The organism is Aquimarina spongiae (genome assembly GCF_900141785.1).
In the GTDB taxonomy this organism is placed as follows: Bacteria; Bacteroidota; Bacteroidia; order Flavobacteriales; family Flavobacteriaceae; genus Aquimarina; species Aquimarina spongiae.
Genome location: NZ_FQYP01000002.1, coordinates 305,017 through 324,402, shown reverse-complemented (window position 1 = coordinate 324,402; position 19,386 = coordinate 305,017). Strand labels below are relative to the sequence as shown.

Annotated in this window: 17 protein-coding genes and 1 tRNA gene; 15 read left to right on the top strand and 3 right to left on the bottom strand. The window is 36.4% G+C overall.

Annotated elements, in window-relative coordinates; genetic code table 11:
* The first annotated feature begins 250 nt into the window (after window positions 1–250).
* A complete protein-coding gene (locus BUE24_RS06190) occupies window positions 251–598 on the top strand; it encodes a hypothetical protein (RefSeq protein ID WP_073315003.1) in 348 nt (115 codons plus the stop codon).
* A 31-nt stretch (window positions 599–629) separates the two neighbouring features.
* Window positions 630–902 carry a hypothetical protein gene (locus BUE24_RS06185; protein WP_073315001.1) on the top strand — a complete coding sequence of 91 codons (273 nt, stop codon included), beginning with the start codon at window positions 630–632 and terminating at the stop codon, window positions 900–902.
* Between the two features lie 163 nt (window positions 903–1,065).
* Here BUE24_RS06185 and BUE24_RS06180 read toward each other — a convergent pair whose 3' ends face one another.
* The 3 genes from BUE24_RS06180 to BUE24_RS06170 form a co-directional block, all read right to left on the bottom strand.
* Window positions 1,066–1,980 (bottom strand): TolB family protein, encoded by a 915-nt coding sequence (locus BUE24_RS06180; protein ID WP_073314999.1) that lies wholly within the window; start codon window positions 1,978–1,980, stop codon window positions 1,066–1,068.
* Between the two features lie 56 nt (window positions 1,981–2,036).
* A complete protein-coding gene (locus BUE24_RS06175; protein ID WP_073314997.1) occupies window positions 2,037–3,023 on the bottom strand; it encodes a DPP IV N-terminal domain-containing protein in 987 nt (328 codons plus the stop codon).
* A 154-nt stretch (window positions 3,024–3,177) separates the two neighbouring features.
* Complete coding sequence (locus BUE24_RS06170; RefSeq protein WP_073314995.1) at window positions 3,178–4,311, bottom strand: AraC family transcriptional regulator; 1,134 nt, start codon at window positions 4,309–4,311, stop codon at window positions 3,178–3,180.
* A gap of 323 nt (window positions 4,312–4,634) precedes the next feature.
* Here BUE24_RS06170 and BUE24_RS06165 point away from each other — a divergent pair, with 323 nt between their 5' ends.
* From BUE24_RS06165 to BUE24_RS06105, 13 genes are all read left to right on the top strand, one after another.
* The gene (locus BUE24_RS06165; protein WP_073314993.1) at window positions 4,635–5,576 is read left to right on the top strand and encodes a tryptophan 2,3-dioxygenase family protein; all 942 of its coding nucleotides are present in this window, start codon (window positions 4,635–4,637) and stop codon (window positions 5,574–5,576) included.
* 374 nt (window positions 5,577–5,950) lie between these two features.
* Window positions 5,951–9,073, top strand: a complete 3,123-nt coding sequence (locus tag BUE24_RS06160; RefSeq protein WP_073314991.1) for a starch-binding protein — start codon at window positions 5,951–5,953, stop codon at window positions 9,071–9,073.
* A 207-nt stretch (window positions 9,074–9,280) separates the two neighbouring features.
* A complete protein-coding gene (locus tag BUE24_RS06155) occupies window positions 9,281–10,579 on the top strand; it encodes a cytochrome ubiquinol oxidase subunit I (protein WP_073314989.1) in 1,299 nt (432 codons plus the stop codon).
* A 5-nt stretch (window positions 10,580–10,584) separates the two neighbouring features.
* The gene (locus BUE24_RS06150) at window positions 10,585–11,604 is read left to right on the top strand and encodes a cytochrome d ubiquinol oxidase subunit II (RefSeq protein WP_073315364.1); all 1,020 of its coding nucleotides are present in this window, start codon (window positions 10,585–10,587) and stop codon (window positions 11,602–11,604) included.
* A gap of 54 nt (window positions 11,605–11,658) precedes the next feature.
* Window positions 11,659–11,736 (top strand) — tRNA-Pro (locus tag BUE24_RS06145).
* Window positions 11,737–11,983: 247 nt separating this feature from the next.
* Window positions 11,984–13,381, top strand: a complete 1,398-nt coding sequence (locus BUE24_RS06140; RefSeq protein WP_084549425.1) for a serine hydrolase — start codon at window positions 11,984–11,986, stop codon at window positions 13,379–13,381.
* 246 nt (window positions 13,382–13,627) lie between these two features.
* The gene (locus BUE24_RS06135; RefSeq protein ID WP_073314987.1) at window positions 13,628–14,719 is read left to right on the top strand and encodes a hypothetical protein; all 1,092 of its coding nucleotides are present in this window, start codon (window positions 13,628–13,630) and stop codon (window positions 14,717–14,719) included.
* A gap of 53 nt (window positions 14,720–14,772) precedes the next feature.
* A complete protein-coding gene (locus BUE24_RS06130; protein ID WP_073314985.1) occupies window positions 14,773–15,708 on the top strand; it encodes a protein-glutamine glutaminase family protein in 936 nt (311 codons plus the stop codon).
* Between the two features lie 3 nt (window positions 15,709–15,711).
* Window positions 15,712–16,389 carry a hypothetical protein gene (locus tag BUE24_RS06125; RefSeq protein ID WP_139241918.1) on the top strand — a complete coding sequence of 226 codons (678 nt, stop codon included), beginning with the start codon at window positions 15,712–15,714 and terminating at the stop codon, window positions 16,387–16,389.
* An 88-nt stretch (window positions 16,390–16,477) separates the two neighbouring features.
* Window positions 16,478–16,921 carry a hypothetical protein gene (locus tag BUE24_RS06120; protein ID WP_073314981.1) on the top strand — a complete coding sequence of 148 codons (444 nt, stop codon included), beginning with the start codon at window positions 16,478–16,480 and terminating at the stop codon, window positions 16,919–16,921.
* 529 nt (window positions 16,922–17,450) lie between these two features.
* Complete coding sequence (locus BUE24_RS06115; protein WP_073314980.1) at window positions 17,451–17,903, top strand: antibiotic biosynthesis monooxygenase family protein; 453 nt, start codon at window positions 17,451–17,453, stop codon at window positions 17,901–17,903.
* Window positions 17,904–17,972: 69 nt separating this feature from the next.
* Window positions 17,973–18,554 carry a TetR/AcrR family transcriptional regulator gene (locus BUE24_RS06110; RefSeq protein WP_073314978.1) on the top strand — a complete coding sequence of 194 codons (582 nt, stop codon included), beginning with the start codon at window positions 17,973–17,975 and terminating at the stop codon, window positions 18,552–18,554.
* A gap of 107 nt (window positions 18,555–18,661) precedes the next feature.
* Window positions 18,662–19,297, top strand: a complete 636-nt coding sequence (locus BUE24_RS06105) for a hypothetical protein (RefSeq protein WP_073314976.1) — start codon at window positions 18,662–18,664, stop codon at window positions 19,295–19,297.
* The last annotated feature ends 89 nt before the right edge of the window (window positions 19,298–19,386 follow it).

The window sequence follows — 19,386 nt, the reverse complement described above, 5'->3', positions numbered from 1 at the left end:
ATCAAAACATATCTTTTGCTTATTTGAAGTTGTCAAATATCCACAAGAATCCAATTTTTTTGATCAAATTAATTGAGCTTTTCTAGCTTAGATTCATAGTTAATCGATGAAATACTAAACTTTCTAATTTTCAATGCTTTAATCCACTGTTTTTTAACAAAACATGGTTTTATGAGATACATAAATATATAAGAAGTGACTTTTTATAAAATCTTGTGTCTAAAAAGTAAAACGATAAATAATTCACATAATGAAAAACATGATTTTAATTTTAGTGACCGCGGTAATGACTAGTTTTACTAGTGTACCAGATTTAACGATTTTGGAAACCGTTGCTACATATAACGGGCAATCTGATAAGGCAATTTATTTTACAGATACTAAGAATGGAAAAGTATTAGAGTTTTCAATTGTTGCTAAAAAAGTACTTTCTAAATATGACTTAACTGCTAAGGAGTATATAGGAGCTCATTTTACAATTTCTTATGAAGAAGATAAAATTGAAATTGTAGGAGACCGAAAAGAGGTTTCTCAAGTAAAGAAAAGATTGATTTTAATGGATATTGATAAAAAAGAAAATATCATAGTTAAAAATTAATTACTCAGGTAATAAGGATTAAGCTCTAATTATGAATATTGTAGAAAAGGAACGTATTGTTCAAAAAAATGTGCTTCAAATTTTTAAAGAAAATTTTGATGTAGCACAAACCGAAACAGAAATTCTTGATATAAAACCAGAAAATCAATTTGAACACGAGCTTACCGAACACTATTACGATGCAGTTTTGGATATATTTTTAATAGATACCGCTCATAAAGAGAATATAACCGGAAAAGTAAAAGATACGATCAAAAAGGTTGCCGAGTTATGGACGATAACCATGCCTTATACTATTTGGTAAAAACAACGTATCACGTTTTAACTTACTTCGCTTTTTTTAATTTAGTACGGTTAGCTCTAAGTATTGAAGTTTCTTAGTTGTTAACCAAAAAATCCAATCACAGTAGTGGTTGGATTTTTTTATCGCTTATAGTGTCGTTGTTTATGATCTAAGTTTGCTTTTATTAATTCGTCCAGAAGGGAGTAATTTCTGTGTCATTGTTATTTGTTATTTGAGACAAGTTTGATCCGTCTTTATTGATAATAAAAAGTTCTAAGTCTCCACCCACCATGGCATTAAAAACGATTTGTTTCCCGTCGGGGGACCAACTTGTTTTATAGGCCCAGATACTATTTACATCAGCATCTGCTGATTTTAGATTAAGAGTGAGATTTTTTATGGAGCCTGTGTCCAGATCCATAACAAACAGATCAATTTTACCAGTTTTGTCAGATAAGAAAGCAATTTTGTTTTCAGCTTTAGATGTAGATACGGCAAAATCGTTAGCATTATGCTGTGATAGTTTTTTGAATGTTTTTTGGTCCAACGATTTTAAGTAAACTCTTAATTTTTCATTTTCTACATAAGTAAGGATGATCGACTTTCCATCTTTGGTCCAGGCTAAATTCTGATCACTGATTTTGGTGGTGAAGAAGTGCTTGGCATTTTTTCCGGTTCTATCAGCTATATAGATATCAGCAGTTCCTCTTGCCCAGTTGTACTCTTGATAGACGATTTTTGAGCCATCTGGTGCATATTTTGCATTATACTCATAGTTAGATCGAGAGGTTAGTTTTGAAATATTAGTGATGGTCTTCCCATCAAAATCACCAATGCCTAGTTTCCAACCACTAAACTTATAGGTATTAAAAATGATGTTTTTTGTATCAGGGGAGGTAACTGCATTGTATTCTCCTCTTCGGTTTACTGTACCTTTCATTAACAGCTTTGTGGTGTTGTCAACAGGATTATATAGCATGAGATCCAAAGTCCCTCCAGTATTTAAGCCTCCAGCACTCTTAGAAAATATGATTTTGGACTGGGCATAAGAAAATAAGCAATGGCTTATCAGGAATAGGGTGATGATATTTCGTTTCATTGAATTGCGATTTATGTAGTACTAATTTTAATAGGTAGTTAAGGCATTTTGATGTGTTACGGATGAATCATTCCCCAAACAGGCGTTAATTCTGATCCTTCGGTTTTGGTGATTTGCTGTAGTTCGGTGCCATCTTTTTTGATGGTAAATAGATCGATATTGGTGGTGTTGGCATTCGAGAATACCAGAGATGACCCGTCAGGAGACCAGGAGCACTTAAAAAGCCAAAATAGATTGCTGTTTTTGTAATAATTATACACATTGTTTTCATTATGAAGACTGGCCGTAAGGTTCTTGGAGTTAGTTCCGTCACTATCCATGACGTATAGATCCAGATACCCGTTTCTATCCGAGAAAAAAGCAATTTTCTTTCCATCAGGAGACACACTAGGATTAAAATTATTCCCCTTTTCGTTTTTGGTGAGATTGGTGATATCCTTTTTTGCTGTATCATAACGGTAAATATCAGTGCTTCCATTTTTATTGCTGTAAAAAATGATGGATGTGCCATCGGGACTCCATACCGGTATGCGGTTTTCAACATCTTTCATTCCTATAGAAACCAAAATTTCCTTGCCTCCATTTTTATCCGAAATGTATAGCTGCGTTTTTTCTCCACGTCCTACTTTTTCATATACGATTTGATTTCCATCGGGCGAGTAGCTACCGTTAAAATAATAATCAGTAGAAGATGAAATCCTCTTATATTCTTTTGTGAGCAGATTAGTAGTTAATAGTTTCCATCCACCAAATCGATAGGAGTTAAACAAAACCGTAGTACCATCGGGAGAGATGTCTGGATTGTATTCGCCTTGCCCAGATGCGTATGGGATGACGATTTTTTCTTCAGTTCCATTTGGGCCGATAGAAAATATAGACCACCCATTTTCGGTGTTATGTTTTCGTGCAAACAAAATTTTGGAGGATAGTGCTTTTTTGGTTTTTGTGATCACTTGGACAGTCTTGTTTTCTATTGTATTCGTTTGACTTTTACCAGTACAAGCAAAAAACAGTATTGCGATACCTACTACATGTATTTTCATAGTATTTTGAATTTGAAAGATTGATTGATGATATCAGTACGCATTGAAAATCAATAGGTGATGTTTCAAATGTACTTGGATACAAAGCTTATAAAACAATACCAGATCGTGGTAATTACGAGGAATAATGTAGTGTCAAAACTTAGTTTTAAGACTAGTTTACAGATTGATCATGTTGTTTTGCATAGGATAAAGGTGTTACTCCTTCCTGATCTTTAAACACTCTGAAAAATGTAGATTTAGAGGAGAACCCTGCCTCATTGCCAACTGCCTCGATGGTCAAATCCTTTAGGATTCCATGTTCAATACGGGTCTTCACTTCTTGTATCCTGTAGGTATTGATGAATTCTCTAAAATTCACCCCAAGTTCGCTGTTGATCATGTTGGTGAGATAATCCGGAGATACTTCCAGGGCTTCTGCGAGTTGATATCGGGATAACTGTTGGTTTTTATAGGGCTTAGATCCTTCCATATAGTTCTGTAATACCATGATGAAATCGGAACCAGTCTGGGAACTTCCAAAATGTTTTAAACTTTTATGGGATAAAGGCCAGAGCAGAGCTGCAAAGAGCAAAAAGGAAACATAAAGAGGCCGCCAAATCACAAAACTGTTCAAAAACCAATAATACACTTCAAAAAAATGGACAAGTGCATATGCCAATTCGCTCAGTAATACAACCGTTAAAAACCCAAAAATGATAGTTCGCAACCATTTGTAGTATGCAGAATTTTTTAATCTCCTATCCGTTTTTACGACATCCAATTTTCGTATGGATACAATGAGATAGATAATTGGGTGGATGCTAAACAGTACTAACAATTTTATATAAGAGGGTAGACTAATAGGATATCCAAATCTAAGTTTCGGATCACTATCCATATCGGTAACAAATTGAGTGGCCATATCTAAATGCTGGTCAATATGCTCGGGAGATTTATAGCTTAAAAACCATATCAAATTGATCAGAAAAGGGAGGTAGTGTAGGTATTGGTATGGGTTGAACTTTTTATTAGGATGCAGTACCGAAAGTACAATGAAATAGATGGTGGGACCATATAAGTACTGAGCGATAGAACCCGCACCGATAAAGAAAGGAATACTTAAGATCGCCTTGGTTGTAATGATTATGTAATGAAACAAATCAAAGGACAGTGCAGCAAAGAATAGAATCAATAAACCATTGATCCGATTCATTTTTCTTTTAAAGCATAGATATACCATTAAAATAAAAAGCTGTACCAATGCTACAAAAGCCAGAATACTATAAAAATCAAACCGATACTCCATAGCTTTGTATTGAAGAGATGAAGATAGGATTTTAAATTATTATGAAGCGTTGGAATTGAATGAAGAATCATAGTATCCGTAGAAAATAAATTTAATATTTTTGTATAAGAAATGTTTAAAGCACAAAAATGAATAACCACCATTGTCATATCAATTGGGCAGCCTATACTTTGTATAGTGTGGCTGGTTATATAAACATCAAATCTCCTTTTTCATAAGCTCCTCTTTTCTTTTTTAGATTTTTAGTTCCCGGAATGATTTTGTGCACGAATTCGTTATAAAATCATCACCAGGGATTTCCATTTATTTTAATTTTTTCAATCATGAATAGAGAAGAGTTGCTAGCAGCAATAGATAAAAAATATACTGCCATGGGACAAAATCCAGATGTATACTTATCTGGTTTATTACATGCAGAACCCATAAAATACTGGGATTACATCCAACTAGATGCCCTTTTGGGGTTACAAATCAAACGTACCGAATTACCAGATGAGATGGTGTTTATCATGTATCATCAAATCAACGAATTGTTGTTTAAGATGATCCTTTGGGAGATGGGGCAAATTTCTTATGCAGAGGATATCAACACCACACAATTTGAAATGCATTTGATGCGCATCAGCCGCTACTTTGATATGTTATCAAATTCATTTGATATCATGACGGCAGGGATGGAAGTGGAGCAATACCTGAAATTTAGAGATACGCTCACTCCGGCCAGTGGTTTCCAATCGGTGCAATACCGAAAAATAGAAATCGCCTCTACACAATTGATCAATTTGATCGATTACCGATTCAGGAAAACCATCAATAGGGATACTCCTTTTGAGCATGCCTTTGATCATATGTATTGGCAAGCCGCGGGTAAGGATTACCAAACCGGTAAAAAATCCAAATTGCTGACCAATTTTGAAGAACAATACAAAAAGGAATTGATCGAATGGATGAAGGAGTACAATACCGTGAATCTTTGGGACAAGTATATCCAATTGCCAGAAGCAGAGCAACAAGAAAAGAAGTTGATCAACGCCATGCGTCACTACGATCACACGGTGAATATCAAATGGGTGATGCATCACTACCAAACAGCGGGTAAGTATTTGGATTCTGGAAAAACCAATAAAAAAGCAACCGGAGGGAGCGATTGGCACAAATACATGCATCCCAGATACCAAAGAAGAGTATTTTTTCCTGAGTTATGGTCAGAAGACGAGCTAGAGAATTGGGGCGTAACTAATCTGGAAGGGTACGTTACCATCTAGTAAAGCTTATTTTTTCTAAACACCTGTTCTACAAAACCTTATTGGTGTTTGCTAATATGTAGTTCCTAATATTCAGGCAGAAATAACTACAAATCTGAAATTTTGAAGTTGTTATAGTTTCGATTCCTGAATAACAGGGAATCCTATGCCTAAAAATTTGACAAGATAACTGTGTTTTTATTGTACTAAAAATAAGGTTTTAACATAAGTGAAAATAAAATATCAACACTCAATCGTTTGCGAGAAAAATCGGGACTTCCATTGTTACCAAAAGCGGATTTTTTTTAGAAATATTTATTACAACGTTTGAAATATTTACTAATAATTGATTTTCAGATGGTTTTATTAACAATCACACAAACTAAGAACTAATTATGAAAAAACGCTTACTCTATTTTGGGTTGCTTTTAAGTCTATTGCTCCCAAAAGTAGGAACTTCGCAATCCCTTCGGAATTTACCATTCTCCTGGGATAATGTAACGGTCTATTTCCTGATCACTGATCGATTTAATAATGGAGATACCACAAATGATATTAACTTTGATAGGAAGCAGGATAGTAGAAACAACGAGATTGACTTTCATGGGGGAGACATCCCTGGGGTAACGCAAAAATTGCGTGAAGGCTATTTTGATGCACTGGGCGTAAGTGCCATTTGGGTGACTCCGGTAGTAGAAAACAGACACGGTTTTAATAACCCACCAGCCAACGATCCAACTTTTAGGGATTATCCGTATCATGGATATCATACCAACGATTGGACGGCTTTTGATCCTAACTTTACTTCTGCAGAGCAGTTTCAGGAGTTTATCGACGAGGCGCATGATCATGGGATTCGCGTATTGCTGGATATCGTGATGAATCACTCTGGATATCGTACCTATAAAGAAGTGAATGGGCAACTTCAATTTGTAGACGAAGATTACCCTAGCGATTGGGTACGATTAACTTGTGGGGTAGAGAACGGAGAACTTCCTTGCGACGATCTAACCACACCTTTGTTTGGATTACCTGATATCAGAACAGAATCGTTTAGCGAAGTGGCATTACCACAGTGGTTATTAAACAAGTGGGACGCCGAAGGAAGAAGACAGCAAGAGGTAGATGAATTGAATGCCTATTTTGCCAGAACCGGCAAACCAAGAGCGCCACGTTACTACCTGATCAAATGGTTGACGGATTGGGTTAGAGAATATGGTATCGATGGCTTTAGAGTAGATACCGAAAGACATGTTGGGGTAGATGCCTGGGCAGAGTTAAAGGACGAAGCGGTGCTGGCACTTCAGGAATGGAAACAAAATAATCCGACCAAAAAGTTAGATGACCTTGATTTTTATATGACAGGAGAACACTCTGGCGTAAATATCATCGGTAATGTTGGGGATAACTTACCAGACGATTTTACCGTAGGGAAGTTTAACAGTATGATCAACTTCCGATCTCCAAAAGAGGCGTATACCGATCTAGGACAAGAAGAGATCTTCAGTTCTTTTGCAGCAAAATTGAACGATAACGACGGAGGATTCAATACTCCGGGGGAGTATAACATGATCAGTTACCTAAGATCTCATGATTTTAGTGAATTCTACACTGGAAACATGTTTTATGGAGGAACAACCTTGTTATTATCTCCGGGTGGGGTTCAGATTTATTACGGAGATGAATCCGGAAGACAGTTTTTTGAATCTCAAACCTATGTGGATGCAGGATATCGCGGGGATATGAACTGGGATTCTATTGATGAAGCCATGTTGTTTCACTGGAGAAAACTAGGAACCTTCAGAAGACAGCATATCTCTGTAGGAGCAGGATCTCACCAACGTATGAATGAATCTCCGTATATCTTCAAAAGAGAATATAACCGAAATGGAGAAAGCGATAAGACCTTGGTGTTCCAGGGACAGGATGGAGACTTTGCAGGCGCATTAAATGTATATGGACTATGGCCTGATGGTACGGTGTTAAAAGACTATTTCTCTGATCTTACGGCTACAGTAACTAATGGTACCGTGAATTTTGGTACTACCTTTGGTTTAGTATTGGTAGGACAGCCACTAGACCTATCAGATTCTGTGTCCTTAACTGTTAATCCGGCTTCTGGAGTATATACTAGTCCAGTAACGGTAGAGATGACGGCTTCAACTACTGCGGATGGTGCTAGCGTATCTATCTTCTATACACTAGATGGTACCACACCTACGGCGGCAAGTACACCTTATACTTCTTCATTTGAAGTAGGTGATAATACGACGGTGAGAGCAATAGCTATTGACTCAGATGGTAATGAATCACCTATCATCCTTAGAGACTATGTGGTGGGAGATATCAGTGCTTTTGATGTACATTTCAAAAAACCAGCAGATTGGTCTTCGGCCTATGTATATATCTTCAATCAAAATACAGGAGCTGCGCTACCAGGATTCCCAGCATGGCCGGGAGTAGCAATGACACAAGAAGGAAATTCTCCTTGGTACAAGTATACCATCGATCAGGATGTACAGGTAGGTATTGTATTTAATGATAATGGGGGAGCACAGTCAGACGATTTGACCCGAATTAGCGAAGGTTGGTATGACAACCAATGGTTTGATACTTGCCCAAGCGAATGTCCTGGGGATATTATCGATACCGCTTTTGATGTATACTTCAAAAAGCCAGCTTCATGGAACAGTGCGTATATCTATCTATATGATAGAAATGCTAATGCAGCTATTCCTGGATTCCCAGCATGGCCGGGGATTCCGATGACTACCGTAAAAGACACACCTTGGTTCAAATACACCATCGATCAAACGGTTGAAGTAGGGATTGTATTTAACGATAATGGTGGTGCCCAAAGCGATGATTTATTTAGAACTACCGAAGGTTGGTATGATAACCAATGGTTTGATACCTGCCCAAGTGAGTGTCCTGTAGATATTATTGATACTTCATTTGATGTATATTTCAAAAAACCAGCTTCGTGGAGTACAGCATACATCTACATCTACGACAAAAATGCGAATGCGACCATCCCGGGAGCACCAGCATGGCCAGGAGTACCAATGAAAGCCTTAGTAGGTACCCCATGGTATTCGGCTACTATCGATGAAACAGTAGAGGTAGGTATTGTATTTAACGATAATGGGGGCGCGCAAAGCCCAGATGTGTTTAGAACGGCAGATGGTTGGTACGACAACCAGTGGTTCGATTCTTGTCCTAGTGATTGCACCAGAGCTAGTGCACAATCAGGAACTTCGATTTTCAAGACAGGGAATCAAACCATCAGTGCTTCGCCAAACCCATTTACCAATACCTTGACCTTGTCGGTGGCGAATGGATTGAATAAATCATCCATAGAAGCTGTGGTGTATGACCTACAAGGAAAGCAAATGAAAGTCTCTCCAGTAGAAGGAGCAAACACCCTAACTTTTGATACATCTGCCTTACCAAAGGGCATGTATATATTACGTGTTAATTACGGAAGTACTTCCGAAATAATTAAAGTTGTAAAATAGATTTTTGGTTCTGTAAAAGGCTTGCTACTTCCTCGAGGTGGCAAGCTTTTTTTGTTGGTATTGACCAGTTGTATGTTCCTGTTTTTTCTTGACAAAAGTTTAACGATAGCAAATCAAAAACATCCTTCCCTTTTTCTTCCTTAAACAAGCTTTGTGTCGTATCTTTATATCCTAATTGGAAACCAATTTCTTCGCTAAATATTTTTTATGGAAAATCTTGATGCAGCAAGGCTCCAAATGGCATTTACACTGATATTTCACATTGTATTTGCCTGTATTGGTATGGTGATGCCTTTTTTTATGGTCGTATCTCATTACAAATGGTTAAAAACACGAGATCAAATGTATTTGACCCTCACCAAAGCCTGGCAGAAAGGAGTCGCCATCTTCTTTGTGACCGGTGCGGTTTCGGGTACGGCATTGTCCTTTGAGTTGGGATTGCTCTGGCCCGAGTTTATGAAACATGCGGGTCCTATTATCGGGATGCCATTTTCGTTAGAAGGTGCCGCCTTTTTTGTAGAAGCCATTGCCTTGGGATTTTATCTGTACGGTTGGGGGAAATTGCCAGAACGATTTCATTGGTTTACCGGGATTATTATTGGACTGTCTGGTGTAGCCTCAGGGATATTGGTAGTCGCCGCAAACGGTTGGATGAATGCCCCAAGCGGATTCGATTATATCGACGGGCAGTTTACCAATATAGATCCCATACAAGCGATGTTGAATCCCGCTTGGTTTACACAAGCTTTGCATATGACCCTGGCGGCATTTACCGCTACAGGATTTGCCGTGGCGGGTATCCATGCGTATCAAGTATATAAGAAACGAAAAGTAGAGCTACATAAAAAAGCCTTTAAGATCGCACTGGCCTTTGGTGCAGTGGCGGCTATCTTGCAACCCATTAGTGGAGATATTTCTGCCAAAGATATTGCTAAACGACAACCCGTAAAGCTGGCGGCTATGGAAGCGCATTATAATACCGAAAAAGGAGCACCTTTATACATCGGTGGGATTGTAGATGCCGAAACCCAAGAGGTGAGTCATAAAATAGCCTTGCCTGGGATGCTATCTTTTTTGGCCTTTGGGGATTTTGATGCCGAGGTAAAAGGCCTAAATGATTTTCCCGAGGATGAACGTCCTAATGTACCGATGGTACATTATGCATTCCAGATTATGGTGGGGATCGGAAGCATCTTACTGCTAGCAGGAATCCTCTATTTTGTGTCGCTCAAAAAACGAAAATGGCTGAATAGCAACAAATATTGGTTGTTGTTCATATTACTTGCTCCTATGGGATTTATCGCCTTGGAAGCCGGTTGGATCGTAACCGAAGTAGGTCGCCAACCCTGGATCATTCATAAAATCATGAGAACCAAGGATGCTGTTACACCCATGCCAGGGATTGTGGTTAGTTTTTACACCTATATTGTAGTGTATGCCACTTTATCGGTTGCAGTAACCTGGTTAATGCTGAGACAGATTCGAGTTCTTAATCATTCAAATTAATGCCCATGTTATACGTTGTCTTATTTTTTCTCATCTTTTCGTTATACCTGTATGTGGTGCTGGGTGGTGCGGATTATGGCGCAGGGATTGTCGAACTGTTTTCTTCTGAAGAGAACCAACAAATCACCAAAAAAACCATTTACCGAGTGATGGGGCCCGTTTGGGAAGCCAATCATATCTGGATCATTATTTTGATTGTAATTTTGTGGATTGCTTTTCCTGCTTATTACAATATTATGGTGGTGCATTTGCATATCCCGTTAACGATTGTGTTACTGGGAGTGACCTTGCGTGGAGTCGCTTTTGTCTTTAGACATTATGATGCGGTCATCGATAATTCCCAAAAGGTATATGATACCATGTTTAAAATTTCAAGTTTGATCACGCCCATCTTTTTGGGGATGGTGTTTGGAGGATTGATTAGTGGGAATATCGTGATCACCGGCGATGTTGCCAGCCTATCCTTTTATGAAGCCTTTTTACAACCCTGGTTCAATATCTTTAGTTTGTTGATTGGGATGTTTTTTGCGGCTTTGTGTGCCTTTTTATCCTCGGTCTTATTGATAGGAGAGGCAGAGCCCGGTAACGAAAAAGTGTATATCAAAAAATCAAGAATTGCCGCTATGGTGGTGGTGATTATTGGCTTGCTTACTTTTTTGTATGGATTTATTACGGGCAAAGCCTTTGTGATGGGATTTATAGAAAATGGATTTGCAGTAGTCTTGGTAATACTATCGGCGGTACTGTTATATCCCTTATGGATGACCATCAAAAAAGGAAATAAGGTATGGAGTCGGTTTTATGCAGGTCTACAGGTGTTTTTGATCCTATTGGCCGCCTTGGTCTCTCATTTCCCCAATGTGGTGATTACTACCGATGCCAGTGTAAGCCTACTACAGGATATCGCGCCCGATAGCGTGATCCAAGCCTTGGGGGTAGCTTTGATCATTGGGGGATTGATAATCCTACCTGGATTATTTCATTTATTAAAATCGTTTAAAATGATTAAGATTTTAGAAAGATAGCCAAAGGATTTTCTTTTTGTTGTACAAGATATTTTTATATTTGCTCACCGATTTCGGGATGTAGCTTAGCCCGGTTAAAGTGCACGTCTGGGGGGCGTGAGATCGCTGGTTCGAATCCAGTCATCCCGACCACAAAAATCCAATCCATTTAGGATTGGATTTTTTGTTTAGAAAAAACCTACATAAGTAATTTCCTAAAATATGGTGATAACAATTATAACATTAAGACACCTATTGATATAAAAGAAATAAAAACATGGCAAATACGAGTTGTACTAATAGTATAGTGAACTACAACACCAATACCCCTACAAAAACTGTAACAATTTTAGAACCAAATTGTCTGTAGTTGGTAACATCAATCAAATCAATCAAAATCATGAATAAATTCGTTATTCTTATGCTGTCCCTATGTATTTTGGGGTGTAGCGATACAAAAACACAAAAAACACCACCTTTTGAAAAGTATTATACAACTATAGACTCACTTATGCAGTATAGTTTTGATAAAGGCATTTACAATGGTAATATTCTGGTTACCAGAAACGATTCTTTGGTGTATCAAAAATTCTTTGGGTATACAGACGGTTCAGGGCAGACTAAACTGACCAAAAACTCTATTTTCAATATAGGCTCAATTGGAAAGGAATTTAATGCCGTTTCTATTATGATGTTAGTAGAAAAAGGGGATTTACAGTTAGACGATAAACTCTCTCAATTTGATTTGGGCTTACCCGATTGGTCCGAGAAAGTGACCATCAAGCACCTTTTAAACTATGTTAGTGGGATTCCACAAATTGATTATGACCATGTAGAAAATGAGAAAGACATTTTGGAAGACTTACAACTTCTACCTAATTTAATGTTTGAACCAGGCACAAATTACAACTACAACAACAATAGTATTTTTCTCCAAAAACGGATTATTGAAAGTGTGACAAAAAAAACATATCAAGAATTTGTGACGGAAAACGTTATTTCCCCTTTACAAATGAAAAATGTTGTATTTGATCCTGCTTTGGATTATCCAAATAAAGTTAGGTGCTTTGACGTACACAAAATAAATTGCGAGGAAGTTTCTACGAGCAAAGATAGGTTGTGGGTGTCAATTGATGATTTAAATAAATGGATTACTGCGCTGCACAACAATAAATTAATTTCTAAAGCGTCGCTAAAACTGCTTTTGCAGAATCAGTATTTTAAAAATAAAGAGGGGAGTTTGGGTTCATTTCATGATTCTTTTGCTTTGCATCTTCATGGTGGTCAATCCTGGCAATTTGAAGCCGCTTTTATGAGCGAATTGGATACGGATCTCAATATTATTTTGATGTCCAACAATAAAAATAAGAGTTTTGAAATCATACAATCGGTTCATAATATTATGAATGACAAGGCTTTTACCTTGCCCAAAAAATCAATATACCGACAAATAAGAGAAACCTGTTTAGCAAATATTGATAAAGGGATCAAGCAATACCATGCGTTAAAAGAAAGTGATTATGATATTTATAGTTTTGATAATCCCAATGAGTTAAATAGTTTAGGTAAAGATTTATTATCAGAAAAAAAGATAGAAGAAAGTATCAAGATATTTTTGTTAGCGGCTTCCGAATTTCCTGAAAATGCCAATTTGTACAACAGTCTTGGGGAAGCATACTACACCAATGAACAATATGATTTGGCGTTATCCAATTATGAAAAGTCTTTAGAGCTTAACCCCAAAAACACAAAAGCCGAAGAGATGATAAAGAAGATTAACAACCTAAAAGAAAGATAGAGATCGCAGGTTCGCATCCAGTCATCCCAACTACAAAAATCCAATCCATTAGGGTTGGATTTTTTGTTTTTATAAATAGTTACTTCACTTTTTTCCTGGGCGGTTACCCAATTGCAGCACTTTATGATTCTGGTACGGATATGAATTATACCCACTAATGGGTATTGATTTCGGATGGATATTATTCAACCTTTATTCAAAAATTATAGAGTCTATCCTATGACGCTGAATTGAATACTAGTACTGATGAAAAAACTAAGAGGATTTATAAAAGAAAATGATGAGTTTCTTGCTAGCCTGATAGCATTGGTTGGGTCTATTGGCGTGATCTTAAACGCGATAAAGAGCTCTTCGTTTCAATATATAGAAAATATAAACCTCTTTACCGATGGATTAAATCTGGCAGCACTATTTATAGGATTGTATTTTATCAAAAAAACAGTTCTGGTGATTAGCGATGACGAAAGCGTTCGGCTTTGTGAGCAATACGATTTAACCAAACAAGAATTGTCGAGCAAGTTATTAAGAACCAATTCACTAATTCGTCAACTTTACAAATCAATCCGTTGGTTTATAATCATTCTTTTGGGATTCTATCTGTTACAATTTTATGTGGACAGTTATTTTGATTACGATTCCTTCAAAAGTGTGCTCAAAATTGTAAATGAGGACTATATTGATTTATTAGTAAATGATAGTATTGGAAGGAAAAGCGCTGCCCAATATTTGGCTATAGAAGTTTTAACTAATGCCACTAATCTATTTAGTGCCACCTTTTTATTTACCGCTTTCCTTGTGCTCTTTAGTGTCACCTTAGAGGATGACGACAGAACATCAAAAATCAACAACCAAATCCCCATTGCAATCGCAATAGGAATCACTGCTTTAAATATTTTAATCCTGTGTAAAGGAATTCCCGGTTTAACTCTTGAAGAATCGGCAACTATTGTACGATTACTGGGAGGACTGTATAACGGAATTGCCATGGCGTTGCTCTTTAGCAGATTTATTTCTATGGAATACTATTTCCAGAGCTCAAACAAATCTTTTGAAAGACTGTTTTATTTCTACGGAGTCACTATTTGGCTTCCTCTTTATGTGGTAGTACAACCGCTGTATTCGCTTTTTAATTTATTTGATTTGGGCCAAACCGCTGTGATAAAAGCAATAGTGTTTTTGATCACGTTTTGGGGCAAATTGGTCTTCTTGTTTTTCATCTATACCATGCTCAATAAAAAATGGATTCACTCCTATATTCTATTAACACTTATGGAAAAAGATAAGTTAGAAAAGCTGTCATTGGAATTAGAAGATGTAGAAAAATTGAAAAAAGATTAAAAATAACTACAGCTTATGCATCGATCTCTTGGCAATACACTAAAACCAGAAATATGAAAAAACATTTCATTACACTTTTATGTACTATTACCTTTTCAACAGCAATCTGTCAGCACAAAGAGTTTAAAATTGATTATTCTTATGGTATAGCAGGAGGGATGACTCCTACCTATACAGAATTCAATGACGAGGATGCAATTACCAAAAAAGAAGCCAATGCCTTGGTCAAATACCTGTTGGAAGCATCTAAAATGGATTTTAAATGCGTATATAATGGTTGTCAAAACCGAGCAATGATTGTTTCATTAATTCTTAATGAAAAAAAAATCAATCACCAGAAAATATGGAATTTTGATCCTTTCAAAATAGCACTATACCACAAGCAAGATGCATTGGATGTTGAAGACCCTTTGGGGTTAAAAAAAGACAGCATATTTTGGGATTTTCATGTGGCTGTTGTTGTTCTTGTTAAGAATGATAAAAATGAAAATGAAAGATTTGTAATTGATCCATCTTTTTCAGATTCGGTGTTAACGGTATCGGATTGGTTATCCCTACAGAATTCTCCCAATTCGCACTATACTTATTTGGATCCAGAATGGTATAATTTTGTCACCTTACAATCCAATTCATCCATATCCTGTAATAATAGTTATTCTAATATTACAATCCCAAATTGTTTTCCTCACCTCATTACCGGGGATTTTTACAAATACTCCTCTTCTAATTTTAGTGCAATCGCAGAAGAACTAGCCACCAACGAGCAGATAACAGATTTTACGATGAAAACAATTTACAATCTTGATGAAAATCAGCGTATTGAGAAAGCTCAATTGGCAGCATTATTTTCTGATTATAATAGGGTCAAAGCCGTACTAAAAGGAGAAAAACTATTAGAGAATTCTCACCCTTTCATCCCATTTTTAACTGAATACAAGGAAGCATATACCAAGTCTTTTAACGATTGGCTGAATAAACTAAATAACTAAAATATGAAAACAACAAGAAAACTATTAGTCGTACTGTTCATTTTGGGAACCATGATCGGTTGCAATGATTCTATCGACAGTACAGAATTCAATTTCACTGAATTGGCGAGAAGTTTAGAGGTATCAGACCTAGAAAACTTTACGGTAAAAGCTATTACTGATTCGATCCCAGTGACAAGAGATGATTTAAACAGTATGCGAACCGTAGTAAAAGTGTTTAACGGTAAAGATGATGCAGGTGTTACTATTCCTGGTTTTGGTGGTTTGAAACTTGGGAAAAAAGAAACCAGTCTTAATGTGTATTACGTGGAAACGAAGATTGTAAGACGACAAAATGATACCGTAGTTTATGGGATAGGATATTCCACACATTATCTGTTTAAAAAGCTGAAAAGAGGTATCGATATATCCAATTTGGCAAGTGTTGCTGCTTCTGCGCAGCTTCAAAGCAACAGAACATCGGTGTATTATAGTTTGCAAACATTTGGGATTAAATCTAGGGAGTTGGTCAACTATTTTAAACCTCAGGTAAATAGCAATTTTGATGTTGATGGTTTTGGAGTGATTCAATCAAGTATTGATGGTATTCATAATGTATTAGCCGATTCTCTATTGTCAAAAAGAACGCAATTCACTCCTATGGAATTGAAATTTGTTAAACCAACGGATCTACAGCAATAGTTAGCCGTAATTGCTTGTATTTATCATATATGGGTACCAGTATATATTTAAATAAGGTAGTCACAAGTTCCATTTAAAAATAAAAATTATGAGAAAACTATTGTTTATAGGTTTACTGTTTTTTGCACAAACCGTGTTGGGTCAAAAAGTAAAAGTAGCATCAGCCAAAATTTTCACAAGCTCGACCTATCAAAAAATTGAGAAATCTGAATCTTTGAAATCTAAATCCATCAAAGAATTAAAAAGTAGCACGAATGAAAGCTATAGTGATGCTGTAGAATTAAAATATAAAAAGAACAAAGCGCGCTATAATGTGCCCAGGAATGGAACTTCGTATATAATTTTATCGTCGACCAAAACTACATTAGACGATTGTTACCGATGTCCGAATAGGGATTATACAGACTGGTGTCCTGCAAAATACGAGGTCCAATCGAGACAATATACAGAATGGAAAGATGGGGAAATAGAAAGAGTATGGAATACGACTTCTAATGTCTTTATGGGGTGTGGAGTCTGGCGCTATTATTAATCATCTATTGCAGATAAGGTATAAAAACGTATTTTACACAAAGCAGTTCATTTAGTTCCTTTTACTGGATTAGGTATTAGCAGGTTGTTTGAACCTTAGGGGGTAATAAAACCAGTTAACTAAGATGATACTTTTACCCAAAACACACTTTTTGACCTTTACTTTGGTAATATTTTTCGAACTGTCCCCAGAATTAGGGAAAGCGATACGGGAAAAACAAGTCCGTAAAGTTAGGCAAGTTGTAGAGTGGTATAACCATAGCTGTATCTATTAATTAATAGCCATGTTATCCCGACCATAAAAAATCCAATCCATTAGGTTTGGATTTTTTATTTGTAAAAAGTAGTTGCTTCACCTTTGTAAAACGCATAATTTGATGGATTCCGGTTCTTTGAAATCATAAGTTAATTAAAAGTTAATATTTTGGAATGATCATTCTTTTATAAGTATGTTTGTATCGGAAATGATATTTTTTTGATTTATTTCAGAATGATCATTCCAAAATGAATATTAATTTAAAACCAATACAATGAAAACTATAATAAACCGTAAATTTTTAGTTACTCTTTTTACACTAGCTATTGCCATACTAACAATGAGCTTCGCTTTTACAAACACTGATGACTTCGCCAATCAAAAATCAGAAGCCATCATTAATGCTGATCGAGAAATTCTTACCGTGATTAACGTAATCACACCCAAAGAAGGACAACAAGAAAAAATTGTTGAATTGCTACAAAAAGGAATGACAGAAACAATGCGTTACCAGAAAGGTTTTATCTCTGCAAATATTCATAAAAGTCTGGATAGCGAACATGTTATTGTTTATGCACAGTGGAAAGACGGAGCTTCTCTTCAAGAAGCGGTCAAACTCATTGAAGCAGGTAAAGCACCAAACATGTTGGAAGTATTTAGTAATTCTACACCGGATTATCATCCATACGACGTAATTTCGGTTAATTTAGCAAGTGAAAAGAAATAGTGTTAACCATTTAATATCATTCTTTAGCAGGTTTTGCCGTATGGGCTAACCTGCTTTAGCTATTCAATCATGCCAAGAATAAAATCTTTTGACGAAAACGCAGTCCTGGAAAAAGCAATGCATCTTTTTTGGAAAAATGGATTCTATGCTACTTCAATGCAAGACCTTGTAACACATTTACAAATCAACAGAGCTAGTATTTATGACACTTATGGTGACAAAATGCAGCTCTTTTTAAAAGCTTTTTCACATTATAGAAAAACATCTTTATCAGATTTAAAAATGTTCTTGTACAGTCATAATTCGGTAAAAGAGGGATTTAAAAAACTGTTTCTAAGCATTGCAGAAGAAGAGGAAACAGACAAAGGCAATATAGGTTGTTTTGTGGTAAATACAACTACCGAATTAACGGCTCATGATGATGTCATCAAATCCATTATACAAAACAATCAAGACATGTTTGTGAATGTATTTTTGGACCATTTGAAAAGAGGTGTAGAAAGTGGAGAGATTTCACCAGAAAAGGACCTAGAATCATTGGCATTATTCCTTTTCACATTAAACAATGGTATCAAGGTGCTTAATAGAACGAATACTTCAACTACAGCATTAAAAAAAATGGTGGAAAGCGCACTTACCATCTTAGATTAGGAATAAAAAAGAACATAAATAAACTGTAGGCATATTAGCTCTTCTTACTGGATTAGGTATTGGCACGTTGTTTGAGCCTTTGTAGGTTAACAAAACCAATCACAAAGATGATACATATCCCCAAAATACCCTTTTTGACCCTTTCTTTTCTAGTATTTTTTGGTTCTATATGCCTATATGCCCAGAACAACCAAGCATCGGACTATTTGGTGTTACGTACCAGTGACACCTTATATGGCAAAGTAGAACACATCAAAGAAGGTGGATTTGGGGGTCGAAGGTTTTATAAAAAGATCAGGATCACCAATGCCAGGGGTAAAACAAAAAAGTATCAAAGAAGAGACGTCTCTAGTTTTAGTGTAGACGGTGTTGTGTTTGAAAGCTTTTGGTTATATCAAGAATCACAGTCCTTGATAACCGGAGCATTGGGAAATCCTAAGTATACCATGGATCCTAACCAGGGCGAACAGCATTTTTTAAGAGTGGTAAGCAAAGGCAGGTTAAGCCACTATCAACTAGAATGGTTTGAACAAGGAAATAGTACACTATGGTCGATGTCTTTACTTAAAAAAGAAAAAGATGCCTTTTTGATCCGTGCAGATCAAGGATTGTTTGGGTTAAAAAGAAAAGTATTACAACGTTATTTTGCAGACTGTCCAGAACTAGGAAAAGCCATACAACAAAAACAAATACGTAAAGTAAGGCAAGTCGTGGAGTGGTATAACGATAGCTGTATGCAATAATTGATCATCCAGTCATCCCGATTACAAACATCCAATCCATTAGGGTTGGTTTTTTTGTTTTTAAAAATTGCTATCTCATTTTTTTGCTT

What these genes read in the sequence shown, in the direction of transcription:
- BUE24_RS06120 (WP_073314981.1), top strand. Translation starts at nt 16,478, where the DNA reads ATGAGAAAACTATTGTTTATAGGTTTACTGTTTTTTGCACAAACCGTG.
- BUE24_RS06125 (WP_139241918.1), top strand. Translation starts at nt 15,712, where the DNA reads ATGAAAACAACAAGAAAACTATTAGTCGTACTGTTCATTTTGGGAACC.
- BUE24_RS06135 (WP_073314987.1), top strand. Translation starts at nt 13,628, where the DNA reads ATGAAAAAACTAAGAGGATTTATAAAAGAAAATGATGAGTTTCTTGCT.
- BUE24_RS06165 (WP_073314993.1), top strand. Translation starts at nt 4,635, where the DNA reads ATGAATAGAGAAGAGTTGCTAGCAGCAATAGATAAAAAATATACTGCC.
- BUE24_RS06170 (WP_073314995.1), bottom strand. Translation starts at nt 4,311, where the DNA reads ATGGAGTATCGGTTTGATTTTTATAGTATTCTGGCTTTTGTAGCATTG.
- BUE24_RS06110 (WP_073314978.1), top strand. Translation starts at nt 17,973, where the DNA reads ATGCCAAGAATAAAATCTTTTGACGAAAACGCAGTCCTGGAAAAAGCA.
- BUE24_RS06185 (WP_073315001.1), top strand. Translation starts at nt 630, where the DNA reads ATGAATATTGTAGAAAAGGAACGTATTGTTCAAAAAAATGTGCTTCAA.
- BUE24_RS06155 (WP_073314989.1), top strand. Translation starts at nt 9,281, where the DNA reads ATGGAAAATCTTGATGCAGCAAGGCTCCAAATGGCATTTACACTGATA.
- BUE24_RS06180 (WP_073314999.1), bottom strand. Translation starts at nt 1,980, where the DNA reads ATGAAACGAAATATCATCACCCTATTCCTGATAAGCCATTGCTTATTT.
- BUE24_RS06140 (WP_084549425.1), top strand. Translation starts at nt 11,984, where the DNA reads ATGAATAAATTCGTTATTCTTATGCTGTCCCTATGTATTTTGGGGTGT.
- BUE24_RS06130 (WP_073314985.1), top strand. Translation starts at nt 14,773, where the DNA reads ATGAAAAAACATTTCATTACACTTTTATGTACTATTACCTTTTCAACA.
- BUE24_RS06105 (WP_073314976.1), top strand. Translation starts at nt 18,662, where the DNA reads ATGATACATATCCCCAAAATACCCTTTTTGACCCTTTCTTTTCTAGTA.
- BUE24_RS06115 (WP_073314980.1), top strand. Translation starts at nt 17,451, where the DNA reads ATGAAAACTATAATAAACCGTAAATTTTTAGTTACTCTTTTTACACTA.
- BUE24_RS06190 (WP_073315003.1), top strand. Translation starts at nt 251, where the DNA reads ATGAAAAACATGATTTTAATTTTAGTGACCGCGGTAATGACTAGTTTT.
- BUE24_RS06175 (WP_073314997.1), bottom strand. Translation starts at nt 3,023, where the DNA reads ATGAAAATACATGTAGTAGGTATCGCAATACTGTTTTTTGCTTGTACT.
- BUE24_RS06160 (WP_073314991.1), top strand. Translation starts at nt 5,951, where the DNA reads ATGAAAAAACGCTTACTCTATTTTGGGTTGCTTTTAAGTCTATTGCTC.
- BUE24_RS06150 (WP_073315364.1), top strand. Translation starts at nt 10,585, where the DNA reads ATGTTATACGTTGTCTTATTTTTTCTCATCTTTTCGTTATACCTGTAT.